Below are 22,442 nucleotides of genomic sequence, written 5' to 3' on the forward strand. Positions count from 1 at the left end.
TTTGGGTCAGCCCCTTTTTTTTGTAAGAAAAGAATAATATGATGTTGATGTTTTTCATAACCTCCCTAACTTTAAGTTTTAGTCTCCAACGTATAATTCTCCATCACATATGGCGTGAAAATAAGTTTTAGATAAATACTCCTATAAAAATACAGGAAACCGTTCCTATAAAATGAAAGAGTAAAACTTTACAACTATTTTTATGATCCTTTAATAGGTCTCAAATCCTATATAAGTATGTCGACTTTTGTAGAAAAATAGGAACCCACTCCAATACTCATAATCTGAATAATACATCACAATAAAGCTATCAAATAAATAACAAGGAGGCGATCAATTTGGCGGTTGCTTCTGATATAGGCAAAGTTCAATTTGTCGTATTTTCCGTAAATCAACAACTTTATTCATTATCCATAGAAGAAGTGGTTGAAATTCTGCGAGTTCCAACCATTACAAGCATACCTGGAATTAATGAAATGATTGAAGGAGTAATTAACCTACGCGGAAGCATTATTCCAGTTGTTAGTATGCATAAGCGTTTTGAATTACCAATTTCAGAAAGAAACAAAAAAAATCGAATCGTTATTGTCCAAGGCACAAATGAGAACATTGGGTTAATGGTGGATGAAGTAAGAATGGTTACTAAATTTGAAGAGGAAAATGTAGAACCCCCACCTGGTTTGAAAGTAGATGAAGAGATCTTTACTGGCTTTGCAAAGCTCAATGATCAAGTGATTGGGATTCTTCATTTAGAGAAAGTTCTATATGAGCAATTATAGAACGTTATAAGGAGGTCAATATGACTGATTTTGACTTATCTGCCTATCTGGGAGTATTCCTCGATGAGGTGGATGAACAATTACAAATACTAGATTCAGAGATATTGGTGCTAGAACAGCACCCTGAAAAAATTGAAACTATTCAGAATATATTTCGAGCCGCTCATACACTTAAGGGATCATCAGCATCAATGGGCTTTGAGCAAATGAAAGAATTTACTCATTATCTAGAAAATGTTTTTGATCAGGTTCGAAACCAAAAGCTAGCTGTTACACCTAAACTAGTTAATGTTATTTTTGAAAGCATCGATTTTATCAAAATTTTAAAAGATGGGATTTTAAATGGAAATCTCGAGGAAATTAATATTCAACCTTTTGTTGATAAGTTGAATGAATTTCATTCCCATGAAATGAAAGATGAAGAAATACCAAATGCTACACCTACAAAAGATCAAATCACAACTGAGTTAGATGAATACACCAAAAATATAGTGATCAGTGGACTAGCCTTTGGCCATAATGCGCTGGAGGTCTCAATTAAGCTTTCAAATGAAGCGTTGATGAAAAATGTAAGAGCACTTTTAATTCATAATAACTTAAAAGAAGCAGGGGAAATTGTTGGTGCTTTTCCTTCCATTGACGAGATGGAGAAGTCTGAAGGCTTTGAAGGAGAAATGGCTTTCATCCTTCTCACCATGAGAACAAAACAAGAAATTCTTGAAATTATTAATCAAATATCGGATATCAAGTTTGTGAACATCAATCAAATAACAGAAGAGAATATGAATTCACATCAAAAAGAGCTGGCTGTTCCGAGTCCACAAGTCCAATTAGAACAAGTGCAAGATGATAAGCCTGTAGGAAGTCCAAAGGCAAAAATTAATCCAACCGTCCGAGTAGATGTGGATAAACTTGAACACTTAATGAATTTAGTAGGCGAATTAGTGATAGACCAAACAAGATTAGTTGATGTTCGTGGTAGATTGGCAGATCGTGATACGCGTCAAGAAGATGATATGGAAACACTCGACGAGGTAACAAACCATTTAAGTCGTGTAATCACTGAACTTCAAGAAGGCATGATGAAAACAAGAATGCTACCAATTGAACAACTTTTCAATCGGTTCCCTCGTATGGTGAGGGACACAACGCAAAAAGCAAATAAAGAAATTGACTTTGTTATGACCGGAAAAGAAACAGAGCTAGATCGAACATTAATAGAAGAAATTAGTGATCCAATTATTCATTTGCTTCGGAATTCAATTGACCATGGAATTGAACCACCTGACGAACGTGAACGCTTAGGCAAATCAAGAAAAGGTAAAATTGAACTTCGTGCGGCACATGAAGAAAATCATATTGTTATTTCAATACGTGATGATGGAAAAGGGATTGACCCAGAAAAGATCAAACAAACAGCCATTATTAAGGGAACAATTTCTGAAGAAGAGGCAGCTAAATTAGATGATAAAGAGGCAATGTTCCTCATCTTTAAATCAGGTATCTCAACAGCTGAGAAAATCACAGACATATCTGGTCGAGGTGTTGGAATGGATATCGTTCGTGCACATATTGAAAAGCTAAATGGCTTAATCGATATAGATTCAACTATTGGAGTTGGGACCACTTTTACGATTAAGTTGCCACTTACATTGGCTATCATTAGTTCCTTATTAGTCAAGTTTGGACAAAAAACATTTGCGATTCCACTGGTGAATGTTCTTGAAATCATTCGATTAAATAAAGAAGATATTCAAACAATTAAAGAAAAAGAAGTTGGCCTTGTGAGAGGAAGGGTCCTGCCACTTGTGAGAATGAAGGAAAAACTAGGGTTGGATCTATCTGAAGAGGTGGCGGAAGAAAAGAAACGAGAATTTGTCATTGTTGTAGGAATTGCAGACAAACGTATTGGCATTATAGCTGATAAAACAATTGGTAATCAAGAAATTGTCATTAAATCACTAGGCCCTTATATTGGTTCACCACCGTATATAGCTGGTGCAACGATTATGGGGGATGGAAGTGTTGCACTCATTTTAGATGTTTCCTCAGTTGTTCGCGAACAAGGTACACAAGATACGGAAACAGCTACTGATAATAAACGAAAAGAACTGGAAGACGAACGTCAATTTGTCACCTTTAAGCTGGATACAGAGGAATATGGGATTGACATCCAACGTGCGAAAGATATTGTCTCCGTTCCTGCTATAACAAAAGTCGTCAATGCACCTAAGGATCTGTTAGGAATCATTAATTTAAGAGGAAAAATGCTTCCTGTTATTGACTTAAGAAGAAAATTTAATCTACAAGAACAGTTACAAACAAAGAAATCAAGAATCATCGTTGTTGAAAATAACCAGCAGGATGTTGGTTTCCTTGTAGATGAAGTAACACAAGTATTAAAGACTACAAATAGTCTTATTGAACAACCACCGTCAGGTAGTCAATATAATCATTCAAATCTTATTAAAGGGATAAGCAAGCTAGAGGATAGAGTTGTGATTATTCTTGAATTTAATGAGATCTTACAATCAATTAATCTGCAAGATCTTCCAGCAGAGCTAGTATCACAACCATAAATCATCTATTAAACAACTAGGAGGCCTTTGGCTATGAGTTTCTTTAAAAAAACAAAAGTACCTATGGAGCAACTAACGAGAGTATCGTCAAATTTAGAACAAGATATTAATCAACTAAATGATGTGATGACACAAATTTCAACTGGAAATGATCAACAGGCAGCATCTTTAAATCAAACAGGGAACATGATGTCGACGATTTCTAGATCAATTAATGGTGTTGTTCAAAATGCAGAAAACTTAAGAAAGTCTACGGCAAAATCTTTTTCTTCATTAGAAGGTATTCTTAATTCAATTAAAGGTTTGGATTTAAATGTAACAAACAGCTCAAAATCACTAAATGAAATTACCGCTGCAATGGAAGAAATGGCGAGCCAAATTACTGCAGTTGCTCAAAATGCAAATGTACTAACAGGATCTGCAAAAGATGCATCACACTCTATCCAGGAGATTGCTGCATCAGTTGAACAAGTATCAGGAAATTCAGTTGAAACATCAAAATCTATTCAGAATGTTTCAGCATCGATGGAACAAATGAGCAAATCGATTGTCGGAGTTGCAACAAATGCGGAAAGTTTAACAGATTCCGCGAAAAGTACGAGTGAGGCTATTCAAGAATTAGCAGCATCTATTCAACAAGTATCAGGAAACTCTGAGAAAACAGCAGCTTCTGTAGAACAAATTTCTGTTTCAATCGAGCAAATGGGAAAATCAATTAAAGGTGTTGAAGCGAACGCAGAAAGCTTAACATTGTCAGCTACAGATACGACTGCATCAATTCAAGAACTAGCGGCATCTATTCAACAAGTTGCTGGGAATGCAGGCAGTACATCAAACTCTGTTGAAGAAGTATCTGCAGCAATTGAAGAGATGGCTGTTTCAATTGAGCAAGTAGCGAATAATGCTGTTAGTTTAACAGACTCAGCTAAACAAACAAATGATGGAATTCAAGAAATGGCTGCATCCAATTTGCAGATGTCAAAAAACGCAGAAAGTACCTCTGCATCAGTTGAAGAAGTGTCAGCTGCAATTGAAGAAATGGGTAGTCAAATTAAAGGAGTTACTCAAAATGCTGAAGTATTAGCGGCATCAGTTGAATCCACAAGCACATCTATTCAAGAAATGGCTGCATCTGTTCAACAAGTTTCAGGGAATTCACAAAGTGCAGCAAGTTCTGTTGAACAAGTTTCTGTATCGATCGAGCAAATCGGTGATTCGGTCAAAGGTGTGGCAGCAAATGCAGTTAGTTTAACAAATTCAGCAAAAGAAACAAATGATGCAATCCAAGAGATGGCAGCATCCATCGAACAAGTAGCTGGTAATTCAAGAAGTACAGCCATGGCCGTTGAGGAAGTATCTGCAGCTATTGAAGAAATGGGTAGTCAAATACAAGGAGTTTCAGTAAATGCAGAAAGTCTGAATAAATCATCTGAGGAATCAGCAGCTTCTATCCAAGAGCTAGCAGCATCAATACAACAGGTAGCAGGAAATGCACAAAGTACAGCAAGCTCTGTTGAACAAGTATCTGCCTCCATTGAGCAAATGGGTAAATCAATAAAAGGTGTTTCGGTAAATGCAGAAAGTTTAACAAATTCGGCAAAAGAAACAAATCAGTCCATTCAAGAAATGGCTGCATCTATTGAACAAGTGGCTGCTAATGCTGAAAATGTTAATTCATTAACAGGAAACGTAGCTCATGAAGCGCAAAATGGTCGTGAAGCAGTTTTACAATCAGTTGATGGGATGAAAGAAATTGGCATAGTTGTTAAGCAAGCTTCTACGGTTATGCAAAGTCTAGGAAAAAGCTCAGATGAAATTGGTAGTATTATCGAAGTGATTGATGATATTGCAGAGCAAACAAATCTACTTGCATTAAATGCAGCGATTGAAGCAGCCAGAGCTGGAGAGCATGGAAAAGGGTTTAGTGTTGTAGCAGATGAAGTTCGTAAGCTGGCTGAAAGAACAGCATCCGCTACAAAGGAAATTGCTACGTTAATTAAAGGTATTCAAGGTGAAACCTCTGATGCAATTAAGGCTATTGAGATTGGTGAAGAAAAAGTTGAACAAGGCTATAAGCTTTCAGACAGTGCTAGTGATGCAATTATTCGAATTGTAGATGGTGTTGAAAATATTACGACAGAAATTTCGCAAATTACCACAGCTACTACTCAGCAAGCTGTACAAGCCCAGGATATCGTAAAATCTGTTGAAAATGTAACAACACAAGCAGATTTAGTAACAAAAGCAACGGTTGAACAAACTTCTGGAGTGGAAGAAATTATTAAAGGTGTTCTGAATGCAAGAAACCAAGTAAGACAAATTACAGATGCAACATTAGAACAAGCGAAGCAATCTCAACATATTGTCGGCTCAATAGAAAGTATGACAAATCAAGTCGAGCTAGTTACTCAAGCAGTAAAAGAACAAGCAGCAGGAGTAACTGAAATTATTAACAGTGTTGTTAACGCGCGTGAGCAAGTAAAACAAATTACAACAGCAACAGAAGAGCAAGCACAGCAGTCGAAAAACATTGTAGAATCGGTAGCGAATGTAACAAAGCAGGCTGAGCTTGTGACGAATGCAGCGAATGAGCAAGCTATTGCTGTTGATGAAATAATCGAGGGTGTTCGTAACTCAAGAGAGCAAGTGAGACAGATTACAGTATCAACAGAGGAACAAGCAAAACAATCTCAAATGATTATTACTGAAGTTAGTAGTATGGTTGAGCAAACAAGACAAGTAACAGATTCGATGAAAGAACAAGCTGCTGGAGTAGAAGATATTATTAAAAGTGTGATCAATGCTCGTGAACAAGTGAAGCAGATTACTACAGCTACGGTGGAACAAACAAAGCAATCTGAACAGATGGTAAAGGCAATGGAAAACTTTACAAATCAAGCTGAACAAGTTACGACAGCAATGGTGGAGCAAACAGCTGGTGTAACAGAGATCATTAAAGGTGTAACGAATGCACGTGAGCAGGTGAGACAAATCACTACAGCAACTGACGAGCAAGCGAAAAAAGCACAAGAGGTTGTAAATGCAGTTGAATCTATTACGAACCAAGCAAATCAAGTAACAGAATCAGTAAAAGAACAAGTAACAGGTGTAGAAGAAATTATCACAGGTGTTGTTGAAGCTCGTGAACAAGTAAGACAAGTAACAGTTGCAACGGTTGAACAAGCAAAACAAGCGGAAAGTGTTGTGCAATCTGCTCAATCTATGACAAATCAAGCAGAAATGGTCACTAATGCTACGATTGAACAAGCAGGTGGAGCTGAAGAAATTACAAATGATATTCGATCTGCTAAAGAGCAAATGCTCCAAATTACATCAGCACTTGAAGAACAAACAAAACAAACTAGATCAATTGTTTCAATTACAAGTGATGTTACAAATCAAGCTGAACTTGTGACACAATCAACATCAGAGCAAACGGAACTGATTAAAGACATCACGAAGAGCATTGCTAATATTGCTGATCAAATGACGATTGTTACGACAGAAACAAAAGGATTAACCACAGAAAGTGATGATGTTGTAAAACTTATTCAAGCTGTAAAAGATCAATCTGAAGAAATAACTGAAGCAACAAAACTGCAATTAAATGAAATTCTTGAGCTAGAAAAAGTAATGAATGAAACAAGTGCTATGTTTAAGCAAAGTGCGAAAGATATTGATGGAGTAACTAGACTATCATCAACAATCAAGGATACTAACAAAGACATCCAACGTACACTTCAGTCAGTAAACTAATAGTAGGATAAGGGTCAGACCTCACAGTGAATATAATTTATCACACTGTTTAAAAGTGTCTGACCCTTAAGTATATTTATGAATCAATTTATTAGGAAAAAGGAGATACGCAATATGGAAAATTTTGCGCTAAAGCAATTAGCTCAATTAGTTTATGAGTATTGTGGATTAAATTACTTGAATAATATTTCTTCTTTAGAGGCAAAAATTTCAAAACGTCTGGAACAATTAAGTGTAACATTATGGAGTTATATGCGTCTTTTAGAGGAAAACCCTAAAGAGTGGGATATTCTTGTAGAACTTTTAACAATTAATGAAACTTATTTTTATCGTGAAGATAAACAACTTCATGTTTTCCAAAATAAAGTAATACCAATACTGAAAAAAGAAAGAGGACTTGAACAACCAATAAAAATTTGGAGTGCTGCCTGCTCAACAGGGGAAGAACCGTATTCTCTTGTAATGATGTTAAATGATCTTGATGTAACATTAGAGGACAAGGTAACGATCACTGCAACAGATATAAATAAAAAGGTTCTACAAACTGCAATTAACGGAATGTATCATAAAAAATCGCTATCTTTTAGACGTATTCCGCAAAAATGGCTTGACACATATTTTGAAGAAACTGAAAATCATTATAGTGTGAAAAAAGACATAAAAGATATGATCGCTTTTAAATATTTAAATTTACTTGATGAAGAAAATATGAGAAATGAAGGTTTGTATGATGTTATATTTTGCCGGAACGTTTTAATTTATTTTGATGCTGAAACGGTTAAAAAGGTGGCAACCTCATTTTATCACTCACTTAAAAAAGGTGGCTATCTCTTTTTAGGTCATGCAGAAAACATATCTACAATGGGGATAGGTTTTGAGACGATCAGTACAGATGGGACCTTCTACTATCGAAAGGGGTAACAAAATGAATGGCAAATATGGAGTGTTAGTTGTGGATGATTCTGCTTTTATGAGGAAAACTATTTCCACTTTAATAGAGGCAAGCCCTGATTTTTTTGTCATTGGAAAAGCAAGAAACGGGTTGGATGCAATTGAAAAGGTAAAGCAGCTAAAGCCTTCTATTGTAACACTAGATATTGAAATGCCTGAATTAGATGGTCTTCAAACGCTAGGAAGATTAATGAATGAAAATCCAGTACCAGTTGTTATGCTAAGCAATGGGACAGATTCTACACTTGAAGCCTTTGAATTAGGAGCAGTAGATTTTGTTATAAAAGAGGTCCTTGTAAATAATACAGAATTTCTTGACGATTTTTATCAAAGATTACTTGTAGCAGTTTCAGCAAAGTTACCAGTTTTGATACAAAAGGAAGAGGCTGTTCCAGACAATAAAGTCCACACAGAAGAAATGGTCGAAATGAGCAAAGAACTTCTTTTTATCGGTACTTCCACAGGTGGACCGTCAGCATTACAAACGATACTAACGAAATTTCCGTCAGATTTTCACCTTCCTATTGTGGTTGTTCAGCATATGCCACCAGGCTTTACGAAGCCTTTGGCAGATCGTTTTGATTCATTATGTCAACTTAAGGTAAAAGAGGCAGAGCACAATGAAATTCTTAAACCAGGTACAGTATACATCGCTCCTGCAGGGCTACAGACAACAATTGATCAAAATGAAAGAAACGTATATCAAATAAAATTAAAGATTTCAGCAGGTATGGAAACATTATATAAGCCTTCTGTAGATGTTACATTATTATCAGCTGCTCCTCTATACAAAGAACGATTGCTCGCTGTCATTTTGACTGGAATGGGTGATGATGGGTTACGCGGTTGTCGGAAGGTGAAACAATTAGGAGGACTGGTCCTGACTGAATCAAAAGAAACATGTGTTGTCTATGGTATGCCAAAAGTGATTGATGAAGCTGGATTATCAGATGAACAGGCTCCATTGTTTAAAATGTACGATAAAATAAGACATGCATTGTTGTAAATGTTGGTGGAAACAGCCACTAATGAAGAAAGGATGGTTACTGTGGAGTTAATTCATAAAGAACTCGTCGATATCTTAAAAGTTAAGGAAACCGAAATTACAATTAAAAATAATGAATCATTTAAAGAGGATATCCAAACGCATCTATTAAAATCAAGCCAGTATATTATCTTGGATTTAGAAAACGTAAAATATTTAAATAGCACTTCTTTAGGTGTTATCGCGGATGCAGCTATGAAGGCAAAAAAAGAAGGAAAAGAGTTAGTTATATCAGGTGTAAATCCCCCGTTAGACGAGATTTTTACTATTGTAAGATTTCATACTTTTATGGGGTTATATAAAACAATAGAAGAGGCGGAAAATTATTTTCAAACATTAATATAGGTTAAAATTACCATCAAAAAAAGGATGTTTTTTACCGAAATATATAGTAGAGAGTTGTGTTTTGATGGGGGTTTGGCAAAATGAATATGATTCAGAATTTATTACAAATATTCTCCACATCTAGTGGGTTTCCGATATCCGTTATTAACAAGGACGGGCAAATTTTGATGTCAGTAAACAAAGTGAATGAAACACCATTTTATAAAATTAGTGATGTTGATTCCTTTCAAAAAGAAATAATTAGCACAGGACAGTTGATTTCGAAATCAACCATTTTTTCTTGGCATGAAGAAACATTAAATTTAAAGTTTATCTTATCCCCGGTTATTTCTTCTACCAAAACAAACTATTTACTTGTGGCAGGGCCATTTTTGGAAGAAAGTAAGGGAAATGACTTAGTAGATCTTTCTATGACTTCTGTTAATCAAGAGGAAAAGGCAGAGTTAGTCAATAAAATAGATTCAATTACCTTCATGATAAAAAGCTTTGAGGAGAATGAAAAACGAACTCAAGTTCAAAGAAAAGTAATCGATATTTTAACACATATAAGACAGTCGAAAGGGAATTTGAGTGAGGATGACCACTTTTTATCTCACCTTTTTGCACAAATTCTCCAATTAAATAGAATAGATTTTATTGGACTATCAGAAAAAATAGATCATGCCAAATTTATGATTAAAGCTGTACAAGGTCAGAGTATTGAACAATTAAAAGGAAATACATTTTATATCGGTGAAGGCTTGTTAGGAAAAGCTGTTGTTTTGGGGAAAAAAATGTTTTTGTCTGATATGGGCCTTACAAGTCGTAGTGATTTTTTTCAACAATTTCACTTATATCCAAATCAGTTATTTATTTTTCCTATAAAGAAAAAAGGTATTGTCGAAGGTCTTATGTTTGGTAGAACGACAGAAGAACGAATGATTAGTCAAGAGCTGCTTGATATTCTTCAGTTTATTGTTCATCTCTACTCAGAACGGAAAGCAAGTGATGAAGCTATAAAGCACGAAAAACATCTACAGCTTGCTTTTTATGGTTTATTAGACCTGTTAGAGGTTGCACTTCATACAGAAGATGTTAAAAATATCATGTACAAGGTTCTTGATTTTTGTCAGAGCATAAACAATCATAATTTTTCGAGTTTTACAGTAGATAATGGGGAAACAATTAGTAGAGGTGCTTTGAATGACCCACTACTTGAAGAGCATAAAAAGGTTTGCCATGAGCTTATTAGAGAAGGAAGCAACCTTCAACAGCTCAAGCGAATAAATGAACAGAGTATGGCCTTTCATCAACCAATCTTTGTTGAGAAGAATTGTATTGGTATGTTAACAGTAGAACTTAAGGATAGAAAAAAGTATGAAGAAGTGTCAATGAGTCTGCACATCATTGCTCGGTTATTGTCTAGGTGCATCAAAATAGAGCAACACAATGATGAAGAACTACTAGATAATAACCATTTAGAAACGATCAATTTACTTCACGATAGTTTAGAGGAATTAAATAAACAAAGTTATTTGAATACATTAGAAGCGATGAAACTAGTAAGGAAACTTTCACAATCACTATCAATACCTGAAACCTCTGTGGAACAACTTTTGAATGCTTGCAAGGTTATGACATATCGCTTGGAGTTTTTGAAAAGTAAATTAAAGAATTCAAAAGTACTTCATTTATTAGAAGAGAGTATGGATGTTTCTACAAAACAAGTGAATAAAAGTATAGAAGTGAAAATGATAACATATATTTACCAGACAATTGTAAAAAGAATAGATAAAAATTTAGCTCTATCTTTTCTTGATGATGAAATGAAAATAGCGATTCAGCAGGTAAGTCCTGATTTGGAAACCAGAATGGAAGTGAATCACTTATCCAGTTTAAAACAGGCAGAGGAAATGGAACTTGCTGATGAACAAATTAATGATCTTGTTGATATAAAAAGCGTAATTTTAGAATTAAAATTGACTTCAAGAGAGAAGGAAATACTCTTTTTAATACTAGAAGGTTTAAACAATCAGGAAGTAGGCAGCTATTTAAATATAAGTGTTCATACTGTGAAAAACCATATAACAAATATATTTAAGAAACTAAATGTTACAGATCGGGTTCAAGCAATGGCTAAGATTTACCGAATTAAATACGGGATGGAGTAAGAACAGGTGGTGATAGATTACCTGTTTTTATTTTGTTTGTGGACTTTAATTTTTTGCTCAATTTAACTCTAATAAATCTCCATGATATAATTCTTTATACTAACAAACTAAAGGGTGAAGGAGTTATACATGGCAGAAGAACTTCGAGCTTTATTTAATGAGCAATTTATGAAGAAGCTGAGTAAGGAATTACAAGACAATGATCCACTTTTTAATCAAGAAGAATTTTTATCATCCGTTTATGCAAAAGGCTGGGATGAACTGGCATTAAAACAACGTGTCCGTCGTATTACTCTGAGTTTATCTCAAAGTTTACCTAAAGAATTTGGTGAAGCTGTGGCACTATTAAAAAAAGTGGCTCCTTCTTTTCAAGGAAGTCTTGGTGGAATTATTTTTCCAGATTACGTAGAAATTTATGGGTTACATAGCTGGCAGATATCAATGGAGGCACTTGAATATTTTACTATGTTCTCAACTTCCGAATTTGCAGTAAGACCATTTGTGATGGAAAATCAAGCTAAAATGATGGCACAGTTTTTAGAATGGAGTTCACATGAAAATGAGCATGTCAGAAGACTCGCAAGCGAGGGTTCGCGTCCAAGGCTTCCGTGGGGAATTTCCTTAATAAACTTGAAAAAAGACCCTTCACCAATCTTTCCAATACTAGAAAACCTGAAGGAAGATCCTTCTCTATATGTGAGAAAAAGTGTCGCCAATAATTTAAATGATATTTCAAAAGATCATCCTGAGCTTGTCCTTCATTTAGCAAAGAGATGGCTCGGTACAAATGATCGAACGAATTGGATTGTTAAAGCGGGATTACGGACGTTATTGAAGAAAGGTGTTCCGGAGGCACTTGAATTATTTGGTCTGGAAAAAAGTGAGCATATTCAGGTTAAAAATTTAACTGTTACAAAGAAAGTGGAAATAGGAGAAGCTATTACATTTTCATTTCATGTTACCTCAATAGATAAAGAACTAAGAAAGCTTAGACTTGAATATGCGATCGATTTTGTAAAAGCAAATGGAAAGCATTCGACAAAGTCATTTAAAATATCCGAAACTTCCATCTCACCAGGAGAGGAAAAAGTTTATACAAAAACACATTCTTTTAGGGATTTATCAACAAGAAAACACTATAGTGGAATGCATGTGCTACATATCATAGCAAATGGTGAATACAAAGCCAAAGAGGAATTTGAAGTGATGAAGAGGACACAAGAAGAATAATCATGTGTCCTCTTCATGTTTGTTTAGATAGTGGATAAAGCGGTAAAAAATTGTCACACTCCGGGAGAGGAGAAGAACTAACTTAAACTGAGTTAGGTAAGATTTCTCATTCATAAACTTCTTTTCTCCCTCCTTTTAACCTACTACTATCAATTTATCTCTTTTTTTATACATTCTTAGCCCTATTAATTCTATTAATAGATAAATACTAGAATTGCGATATAAACTATGTTACAGTTGTAAATGTGCTTTTTTTGAGGCGAAAAAGCTACATTTTGTTACTTTTGAAACATAAATGTAATATTAACAACATAGTTTTGTCATTTTTTGATGATATACTTCTAATTGTGGCTAAATAAGTAAAATAGTATTGTATAAAAATAGATACATAGAATGATTCATGTACGAGAAACGAAAGTAGGGGAAGAGAATGTCGAAAAAGAAACTAGTTATCATGAATTTAGCTGTCATGATTGGATTAGGCAGTTCATTTGCAATTCCTTCGGTTAACGCTGAAACAAGTACAGAAGTTCAAAAAGAAATTAAAGATCATACTCAGGATGTACAAGAAGTACAAGCAGAGTTAGATAATTTAAAGAAACAAAGTGAACGCGTTGATGCAGCAATAAAAGATAACGAAGCTAAGATTAAGCAAACAGAAGAGCAGATTCAAACTTCTCAAGACGAAATAAACGCGATGGATTCTGAGATCGCTAAACTAGAAGAAGCTATTAAAGAACGTACAGAAATTTTAAAGCAACGTGCAATTTCTTACCAACACAGTGGTGGGAATGTAGAATATATCGATGTTTTACTGGGATCTACTAGTTTCGGTGATTTTCTAAACCGTGCACTTGCGGTAGGGAAAATTGTAGAAGCAGATCGTTCGATGATCTCACAGCAAGAAGCTGATGAAAAAGAGTTAAATGAAAAGAAGGTTGCAAAAGTGGAAGTGCTTTCAGACCTTGAAAACTTAAGAGCAGATTTAGAAGGCATGCAGGCTGATATCCTGGCACAAAAGCAACAAAATGATCAATTAAGAAAAGAACTTCAAGATGAAAAAACAGCAAAAGAAGCTGCAATTAACAGCTTAAAACAAAAAGCAGAAGCATTAGCAGCAGCTGAAGCAGCGGCTGAAGCTTCTGCTGCAAACACAACTTCATCTAATTCTGTAACAGTAGCAAAAGGTACTTCAAATAATACAGTTACATTTGAAGACACACCTGTAAACCCTAACGGTACAGTTAATGATTTAATTAGTGCTGGTTATAAATATATCGGAAATTCTGTTTATGTATTTGGTGGCGGAAGAAACTCTTATGATATCGCTAATGGTCGATTTGACTGTTCTGGATTCGTAAGTTGGGCATTCTCAACTGTAGGAGTAAGAGTAGGAGCAAGTACGGAAATCCTAAAAAATACTGGTACAAGAGTACCAACAAGCAGCATGCAACCTGGTGATATGGTATTCTTTGATACTTATAAAAAAGATGGACATGTTGGTATTTATGTAGGTGGCGGTAAATTCATTGGTTCTCAAAGCTCAACTGGTGTTGCAATCGCTAATATGTCTAGTGGTTACTGGGCTCAAAAATTTAATGGTCGCGTTATGCGTGTAAATTTATAATAGAAACAGAGAGGCTGGCATTTAGGTGTCAGCCTTTCTTATTTATGTTTTTCCCGAAATTCTCTTTTTAAAACTTTTTTATTAAACTTATTGCATATCAACAGGAGATAATATAATATATAAAACGTAACTATTACGATTTACTTTGCGTTTTTCTGATTACTTACATAAAAGTATGAAATTCAAATCGTAATCATTTTGTTTTATATAGGAGGATTACATGAAAAATAGAAAGGTACCAGTAACGGTCTTAAGTGGCTATTTAGGTGCTGGGAAAACTACATTATTAAACCACCTCTTAAGTAATAAAGATAATAAGAGAATAGCCGTTATAGTTAATGATATGAGTGAAGTAAATATTGATGCGTCGCTTATTAAACAAGGTGGATTTTCCCGAACGGAGGAAAATCTTGTTGAACTTCAGAATGGCTGTATATGCTGTACACTGAGAGAAGACCTCATTATAGAGGTGAAAAAATTAGTGAAAAAAGGGCATTTAGATTATCTAGTTATTGAATCATCCGGTATTTCTGAGCCTATTCCTGTAGCCCAAACATTCACATATATAGATGAAGAATTAGGGATAAATTTAACTGACATATGTGAACTAGATGCAATGGTAACTGTTGTAGATGCATATCGGTTTTGGCTTGACTATTCCTCTGGGGAGAGTCTTCTTGACCGTAACGAAGCAATAGATCCAACAGATACAAGGGAGGTAGTAGATTTGTTAATTGATCAAATAGAATTTGCTAACATTCTTGTATTAAACAAATTAGATTTAGTTGAGCGAGAAGATATAGATGAATTAAAAGCCGTTCTTCATAAACTGAATCCTGATGCTACGATCATCGAGTCTATTTTTTCAAAGGTACCAATAACAAGGATTTTAGATACGAACCTTTTTGATTTTGAAAAAGCTAGCCAATCCGCAGGGTGGATACAAGAGCTTATGAATGAACATATACCTGAAACAGAGGAATACGGAATCACCTCTTTTGTATATAAGAGGAAATTACCATTTCATCCTGAAAGGTTTATGACTTGGCTTGAGAGTTGGCCTGTAGATGTTGTTAGAGCTAAGGGGTTCTTCTGGCTTGCTTCACGTAATGATATAACAGGACTTCTCTCACAGGCAGGTCCTTCTATTATCATTCAGGGAACAGGAAATTGGATTGCTTCTTATTCAAAAGCAGAGCAGGACCAATTTTTAAAAGAAGAACCGGAGTTATTAGCAAAGTGGGATCATACATACGGTGATCGATTAACTGAGCTTGTTATGATTGGAATCGACATGAACCGTGAATTGATTGAAAGATCTCTAGATGAATGCTTATTGACAAACGATGAAATGAAGAGGGATTGGTCTTCTTTTAACGATCCTCTTCCAGCCTTTACTGCAGAAAATTAATTTTATTTTTTCAAGGAGGAAATGATAATGAGAGTGAAAATTACATTAGCATGTACAGAAACTGGTGATCGAAATTATATTACAACAAAGAATAAGCGTAATAACCCGGATCGAATTGAACTTAAAAAATATTGCCCACGATTAAAGAAATATACAGTGCATAGAGAAACTAAATAAGCGCAAAAGTCATGATCATGCTTCAAAGATCATGGCTTTTTCTTTTGAATCAACCAGGGAATAAATAACTCAATTATTAAATGAATGAAAGGAGAAATGGATTTTTGAAGTTTCTACCATATATATGCAGACTCCTACATATATTGACACCATTTTCATACTAGACTATGATTAAAACAGTTAAAATGAATATGATAAAAATAGGTTGATAGTATTATCCTATCATGAAAAGGGAAGACTGTAAGGATGTTGATCATAAGTCAGGAGACCTGCCTATTTTTTCACCTCGTACTACGCGGATAGGAGGGTGTTAAGAAAAGAAAGAGTCAATTATTGGACATTTTTTTCTTAACGACTGCAATCCTCCTACATAGAGGATTTTTTTTGCCTCAATAAATTTTTATAGATAGGAGAGAACACGTTGTTCAACAAAGTAAAACATATTATATTATCTGTCCTTTTAGTTTCTACCTTATTCGTTAGCACTTTTCAGACAACTGTATTTGCTGCAGAAGGGGAAACAATATCAGTTGTTGGAAATAACAATGAACTATTATTAGATGAAACAAACTATACATTTGCAGAGGATGCAACTGCATTTGATGTACTCGTTCAAGCTGTTGGCGAGAGCCAAGTTAAATACAGTGAGTCTGAATACGGGGTATTTATTACTGAAATAAACGGATTAGAAGCAAAGGATCCATATTATTGGGCTTTTTATGTTAATGGTGTTCAAGCACAAGTTGGCGCAGACAGTTATGTTGTACAAGAGGGTGACGAGTTAAGTTTTCGTTATACGGATTGGACAAAGCCTTCTGAAAATAGTGTGTCACTGCAAATAATTGGTGATAAAGATCATGTGATTTTACCGGAGCCTTCATCAATTGCATACATTGATCAACCAACTGCATTCGATTTATTACAGATTGGTTACGGACAAGAAAACATTGAATATGAAACATCTGAATATGGCGTGATGATTACAAGTATCGGAGGATTAGCTGCTGAAGGTACTTATTATTGGGCATTTTATGTAAATGATGAGATGGCATCAGTTGGGGTTGACAGTTACGCGCTTAAAAAAGCTGATAAAGTAACGTTAAAATATGAATCTTGGGAAACACCAGCTGAAGAACCTACAGAGGAAGAGCAGCAACCTGAAGAGGAACAAGAGCCAGTTGAAGAGTTTGATCAAGCTGCCCTTAAGAATGCTATAAATGCAGCTAGTCAGTATGTTTTAAAACAAGAGGTTGGAGACTGGCAGGCAGTGGCTTTGAATAAGGCAGGAAAGACATTGCCGGCTAGTTATCTAGAAAACTTGAAAAAACAATTAACTGAACGTCAAGGAAGTTTTTCAAAAATAACAGATTATGAGCGACTTACATTGGGCGTTTTAGCAGCAGGTGAAGATCCAACAAATATTGAAGGATATAATCTTGTTCAAGCTATCTATAATGGAAATGTAACAAAGCAGGGACTAAATGGGGTAGCTTATGCTCTTATTGCATTAGATAGTGCTAACTTTGAAGTTCCATCTTCAGCAAAATGGACGCGAGAAGCATTGGTCAATGAATTGCTGAAAAATCAAAACGGTGATGGTGGCTGGACATGGAGTGGTGAAGCAACGAGTGACAGTGATACAACGGCTATGGTATTAACTGCACTTGCTCCGTATGTTGAATCAAATGCTGATGTGAAGAGTGCGGTAGACGAAGCTGTAAATTATTTATCAGCTCAATACAAAAATTCAAAAATTGATAACAGCTCAACAGCTGCACAAGTAGTTATTGCGTTATCGGCATTATCAATTGATTCACATAGTGATCAGTTTTCAAAAGACGGTGTTAGTTTAATCGATTTTCTGCTTTCCTACCAAAATGATGATGGTGGCTTTGACTGGCAAGGTGGAGACACTAGTGACTTATTTACAACAGATCAAGGCTATAGAGGAATCGTTGCGTATCAATTATTTTTAAATGGAAAAGGATCTTTGTATAGCTTAACTCTTGAAAAGAAAAACACAGAGACTCCTGCTGACAACAATGAAACCCCTGTTGTAGTGAAGGAAGATGTTGAAAAAGATACATCTGAAAATGTTAGTACGACTAAAAATGATCCACCAGCAAAAACCAAGGGTTATCCTCTACCAAATACTGCTACCCAAAGTTATAACATGGCATTAATTGGTCTTGCTTTACTTATTATCGGAATAACTAGTTTGTATGTTAGAAAAAGACAACAACAATAACAAAATGAAATGCCCTCTCCATTTGGAGGGGCGTTTCCCATTTATGGATGATCGTATCAGAAAAACTATTGGAGGTGTAACGCTTTGTCAAAAATGAAAACCTTTCTGCTGATTGTGTTCTCGACAATTTTATTCTTTACTGCAGCATGTGAAAAAGACGAAGTATCACCGGTATTAAATGAAGAAACAAGTGAGGAAACACAGTCAAACGATACGAGTGATCAAGAAGCTGAACAAATAGCTGATTCTACAAGAGAAGTCGAATCGGAAGATAAACAAGGAGTGCAAACACAAGAGATAACTACAGAAGAAACAACGGCTGCTGTTGAAGAAGATAAAAAAGAAGAAACAAAAGAACAATCTTCTACATCATCATCACAAAGCAAGTCTTCTAGTACAACAACTAATACAACAAACACTTCTGAAAAGAAAGTAACAGAAAAAACACAAAGCACTACTCAAAAGACTGAAACACCAACTAAAAAAGCTACAAATGAATCAACGAAACAAGATACAACTACTGCTACAAAAGAACAATCAACCACTCCACCACCGAAAAAGGAAGAACCAAAGCAGGCGGTTACCATCTCAATTGCAGGTGATAGTGAAAAAGGAACAATTCTTCCTGCTACAAAGGTTGTGATGAGTGAAGGAAATACAGTTTTGGATGTAACATTAACTATCTTAAAACAAAAAGGTATACCTGTTAGCGTAACAGGAAGCGGTTCATCTGCGTATGTGGAGGGTATTGATAATTTATTTGAATTCGACCGAGGTCAATTTAGTGGCTGGACTGTAAAAAGAAATGGTTCAACGTTAAACCGAAGTGCAGGTGTTATAACAGTCACTAATGGTGATACTGTTCAGTGGATCTATACAACAAATTATAATGAGGATTAATTGATCATGAATAAAGGAATTCATAGCTTTCATCCTTTCGTTAGTTTTTTTTATTATGTGGGCGCAGCAGCACTGGTAATGCTTTATAAGCATCCGGTGTTTTTATTTGTTGCAGCTCTTTTGTTCATTCTTTTTCATTTGCAGCTTGATAGGGGGAAAACACTAAGAAGCTGGCTTGTTATGATGTTTTTTCTATCTATTTTCTTTCTGATTATTAACCCTTTAATCAATCGAAGAGGAACTCATATCCTATTTTATTTATATCATAACCCTGTCATGTTAGAGGCAATTATACAGGGAGTGATTTTAGCATTATCAATCTTTACGCTATTGGTTTTATTTGCTTCATATAACCTTGTGATCACAGCTGAAAAGTTTTTATTTCTTTTTTCTAGGATCCTTCCTCAATGGGCTTTACTAACGATGCTTTCTATGAGATTTGTGCCATTGTTAAAACGAAGATTAAGAGAAATAGAATCGGTACAAAAAGGGAAGGGTTTGTCTGTTTCAGAGGGGAAAATTCGAACTCGTGCAAAGAACGGTATTTTACTTATACAAATTTTATTAACATGGTCTTTAGAGGAAGCAATTCAAACAGCAGATTCTATGGCAGCACGTGGGTATGGTCTTAAAAAAAGAAGCAAATATACGCCTTTTAAAATGAAGGTCCAAGATTGGCTTGTACTGTTTACGTTATTATTAATAGGAAGTGTAGCAGTAGCAGGCTGGTGGCTGGGAGATGGGGTGTTAAGCATCTATCCTATCTTAGAATCACCAGTTATTCAAGGCAGAGAATGGTTTTATCTTGGTGTTTTCACTCTATATCTTGCCATCCCACTATTTATTGAGGGGAGGGAAACAGTTCGATGGCATTTTTGGAAGCAAAAAATATAAGCTTTACTTATCCTGATGAAAAACAGCATGTATTAAAGGACGTTTCATTTTCAGTTGAACAGGGGGAATTTATTGTTCTTTGTGGTTCATCTGGAAGTGGAAAATCCACTTTACTTCGGCTTATTAAGAGAGAGATTGCTCCACATGGAGAAAAAAAAGGAGAGTTCTTTTTAGAGAATAACCCCCTTTTAACTATTGAAGCAGAAGAAGTAGCAAAAAGTATCGGCATGGTTTTTCAAGACCCTGAAAATCAAATCGTTATGGACAAGGTTTTAGAAGAACTTATTTTTGGCCTTGAAAATATGGGAGCATCAACAGAAGAGATGAGAAAGCGAGTAGCAGAGATTGTCCATTTCTTCGGATTAGAAGGTTTACTTGATAAGAAAACATATGAGCTTTCTGGAGGACAAAAGCAACTTGTAAACTTAGCGGCTGTTCTGTTAATGGAGCCAAAGGTATTGTTACTTGATGAGCCAACGTCTCAATTAGATCCTGTTGCAGCAAGAGAGTTTATCGGAATGCTTCAAACGATGAATGAAGAATTTGGCATCACGATTATTATTGCTGAGCATCGGTTAGAAGAGCTCTTTGCGATTGCCGACCGAGCAATGGTGTTGGATAAAGGTGAAATACTTTACTTTGATCACCCGCGTAGAGTTATTCAAAGGCTTGGACTAGATAAGAATCATGCGATGTACAATTACTTACCAAGTCCTGCAAGATTATTTTTAGATCAAAGCTCTGAAAAACATTCTAGTTTGATTCCCCTGTCTGTTAAGGAAGGGAAGAAATGGTTAAATAACTTGCAAGTTAAGGTTACAAATAAAATCACAGAGAAAATAACCTACCAAAATGTACTTTTACAGGTAAAGCACCTTGACTTCCAATATTCGAAGGGTACGAACAAAATATTAAATGACTTGTCACTAAACGTATATGAAGGGGAATGGCTAACGATAGTCGGGGCTAATGGTACTGGAAAATCTACGCTCTTAAAGGTGATGGCAGGCTTAGCTAGAACACAAAGAGGTTCAATTTATTACAAAGGTAAAAAAGTGAAAAAACAACTTTCTAATGAAATAGGCTTTCTCCCACAAAACCCTAAGTTGTTTTTTCTACAAGATACGATTGAAGATGAGTTAAAAGAGATTATTCACTATCATCATGTGAATGCTGGAGAAGAAAGGATACAAGAGTTGCTCGATCTTTTTAAATTAGAGCATCTTTTAAAGCGGCATCCATATGACGTTAGTGGCGGGGAAATGCAAAAGGCAGCCCTAGCTGGGGTGCTGTTGCCACAGCCTTCTTTGCTTCTTGTGGATGAACCAACGAAAGGTCTTGATCCAGATTCTAAGCAGCAATTCGGAGAGCTGTTAAAAGAACTTCAAAAACAAGGTTTAACGATTGTAATGGTTACACATGATATTGAATTTGCGGCAAGTTATTCAACAAGATGTGCAATGATGTTTCAAGGGGCTATTACAACAGAAGCCCCTTCTAAGCGTTTTTTTCAAGGAAATGCATTTTATACAACGGTCGTAAATCGAATGACAAGAGGCAGTCATATTCCTGATGTCTTAACGGTTGAGGAGGCTCGATTGTCTTGGCACGTCCAAAAATAATACTATTGATTTCTGTCTTAATCATCACCTTCATTCTACTCTGTGGAACACTCATTGCGGAGAAGCAATTTCTTCTTGTTAGTGTGCTATTTATGCTCGGTACATTCCTTCCTTTTATGATTCGTTTTGAACGAAGAAAGGTTATGGGAAGGGAGCTTGTTATTTTAGCCATTCTTGCAGCCATTGCTGCGGTTAGCCGTGTTCCGTTTGCCTCTATTCCAAGTGTGCAGCCAACAACGTTTGTGATCATTGTTACAGGGTTCGTTTTCGGAGCAGAAAGTGGGTTTGTTGTTGGTGCACTTGCTGCCCTTGTATCGAACCTATTTTTGGGTCAGGGACCATGGACTCCCTGGCAAATGTATGCCTGGGGGATGATAGGGTTATGTGCTGGATTCTTACGCGGGACATGGATACAAGTGTCACCGATCGGAAGGGCAATCTTTGGATTTATAACAGGGATATTATTCGGATGGATGATGAATCTATGGTATTTTGTTAGTCTTGGCGATGATATAAAACTAGTGGAGTTTTTGGCGTATTATGGAGCAAGCTTATATTTTGATTTAGCCCATGCTATCTCAAATGTGTTTTTCTTGCTACTTTTTGCAACAGGCTGGATGAAGATTCTCCAGAGGTTCAGGAAAAAGTATGGGTTATTAGAAGTTAAATAAATATATAAACGCAGAGCATGGAAATTATTCGATGCTCTTTTTTGTACAATGAGAATA

Annotated in this window: 16 protein-coding genes and 1 riboswitch; all 16 genes read left to right on the forward strand. The window is 35.6% G+C overall.

Annotated elements, in window-relative coordinates:
* Nucleotides 1-338 precede the first annotated feature (338 nt).
* The 16 genes from COD11_RS22130 to COD11_RS22205 all read left to right on the forward strand — a co-directional run bounded on the left by COD11_RS22130 (nt 339) and on the right by COD11_RS22205 (nt 22,385).
* Entirely contained in the window at nt 339-779 is a 441-nt protein-coding gene (locus COD11_RS22130; protein WP_247345825.1) for a chemotaxis protein CheW, read from the forward strand.
* A gap of 20 nt (nt 780-799) precedes the next feature.
* Entirely contained in the window at nt 800-3,358 is a 2,559-nt protein-coding gene (locus COD11_RS22135) for a chemotaxis protein CheW (RefSeq protein WP_098799076.1), read from the forward strand.
* 1,743 nt (nt 3,359-5,101) lie between these two features.
* Nucleotides 5,102-7,114 carry a methyl-accepting chemotaxis protein gene (locus tag COD11_RS28255; RefSeq protein ID WP_483296311.1) on the forward strand — a complete coding sequence of 671 codons (2,013 nt, stop codon included), beginning with the start codon at nt 5,102-5,104 and terminating at the stop codon, nt 7,112-7,114.
* Between the two features lie 114 nt (nt 7,115-7,228).
* Entirely contained in the window at nt 7,229-8,035 is an 807-nt protein-coding gene (locus tag COD11_RS22145; RefSeq protein WP_098799077.1) for a CheR family methyltransferase, read from the forward strand.
* A gap of 4 nt (nt 8,036-8,039) precedes the next feature.
* Nucleotides 8,040-9,071, forward strand: coding sequence for a protein-glutamate methylesterase/protein-glutamine glutaminase (locus COD11_RS22150; protein ID WP_098799078.1), 1,032 nt, complete (start codon nt 8,040-8,042; stop codon nt 9,069-9,071).
* A 42-nt stretch (nt 9,072-9,113) separates the two neighbouring features.
* Nucleotides 9,114-9,455: an STAS domain-containing protein gene (locus tag COD11_RS22155; RefSeq protein WP_176551198.1), complete on the forward strand. Its 342-nt coding sequence runs from the start codon at nt 9,114-9,116 to the stop codon at nt 9,453-9,455.
* 80 nt (nt 9,456-9,535) lie between these two features.
* Nucleotides 9,536-11,605 carry a LuxR C-terminal-related transcriptional regulator gene (locus tag COD11_RS27905; RefSeq protein ID WP_269217401.1) on the forward strand — a complete coding sequence of 690 codons (2,070 nt, stop codon included), beginning with the start codon at nt 9,536-9,538 and terminating at the stop codon, nt 11,603-11,605.
* Nucleotides 11,606-11,734: 129 nt separating this feature from the next.
* Nucleotides 11,735-12,835, forward strand: a complete 1,101-nt coding sequence (locus COD11_RS22165) for a DNA alkylation repair protein (RefSeq protein ID WP_098799080.1) — start codon at nt 11,735-11,737, stop codon at nt 12,833-12,835.
* Nucleotides 12,836-13,265: 430 nt separating this feature from the next.
* Entirely contained in the window at nt 13,266-14,462 is a 1,197-nt protein-coding gene (locus COD11_RS22170; protein ID WP_098799081.1) for a coiled-coil domain-containing protein, read from the forward strand.
* A 220-nt stretch (nt 14,463-14,682) separates the two neighbouring features.
* Nucleotides 14,683-15,873 carry a GTP-binding protein gene (locus COD11_RS22175; RefSeq protein WP_098799082.1) on the forward strand — a complete coding sequence of 397 codons (1,191 nt, stop codon included), beginning with the start codon at nt 14,683-14,685 and terminating at the stop codon, nt 15,871-15,873.
* Between the two features lie 27 nt (nt 15,874-15,900).
* Entirely contained in the window at nt 15,901-16,050 is a 150-nt protein-coding gene (gene rpmG, locus COD11_RS22180) for a 50S ribosomal protein L33 (protein WP_098799083.1), read from the forward strand.
* A gap of 185 nt (nt 16,051-16,235) precedes the next feature.
* Nucleotides 16,236-16,341, forward strand: a riboswitch (cobalamin riboswitch).
* Between the two features lie 130 nt (nt 16,342-16,471).
* On the forward strand, nt 16,472-18,298 hold the full coding sequence (locus COD11_RS22185; protein ID WP_098799084.1) for a DUF4430 domain-containing protein: 1,827 nt from the start codon (nt 16,472-16,474) through the stop codon (nt 18,296-18,298).
* 93 nt (nt 18,299-18,391) lie between these two features.
* Nucleotides 18,392-19,198 (forward strand): DUF4430 domain-containing protein, encoded by an 807-nt coding sequence (locus COD11_RS22190; RefSeq protein ID WP_255301678.1) that lies wholly within the window; start codon nt 18,392-18,394, stop codon nt 19,196-19,198.
* A 6-nt stretch (nt 19,199-19,204) separates the two neighbouring features.
* Nucleotides 19,205-20,092: an energy-coupling factor transporter transmembrane component T gene (locus tag COD11_RS22195; protein WP_098799093.1), complete on the forward strand. Its 888-nt coding sequence runs from the start codon at nt 19,205-19,207 to the stop codon at nt 20,090-20,092.
* Nucleotides 20,065-21,714 (forward strand): ABC transporter ATP-binding protein, encoded by a 1,650-nt coding sequence (locus COD11_RS22200; protein ID WP_098799086.1) that lies wholly within the window; start codon nt 20,065-20,067, stop codon nt 21,712-21,714. The genes COD11_RS22195 and COD11_RS22200 overlap by 28 nt, the downstream gene beginning before the upstream one ends.
* Complete coding sequence (locus tag COD11_RS22205) at nt 21,696-22,385, forward strand: ECF transporter S component (RefSeq protein ID WP_231308221.1); 690 nt, start codon at nt 21,696-21,698, stop codon at nt 22,383-22,385. Before COD11_RS22200 ends, COD11_RS22205 begins: the two co-directional genes overlap by 19 nt.
* Nucleotides 22,386-22,442 lie beyond the last annotated feature (57 nt).

This window comes from Bacillus sp. AFS040349, assembly GCF_002577655.1.
Classification (GTDB): Bacteria; Bacillota; Bacilli; order Bacillales; family Bacillaceae; genus Metabacillus.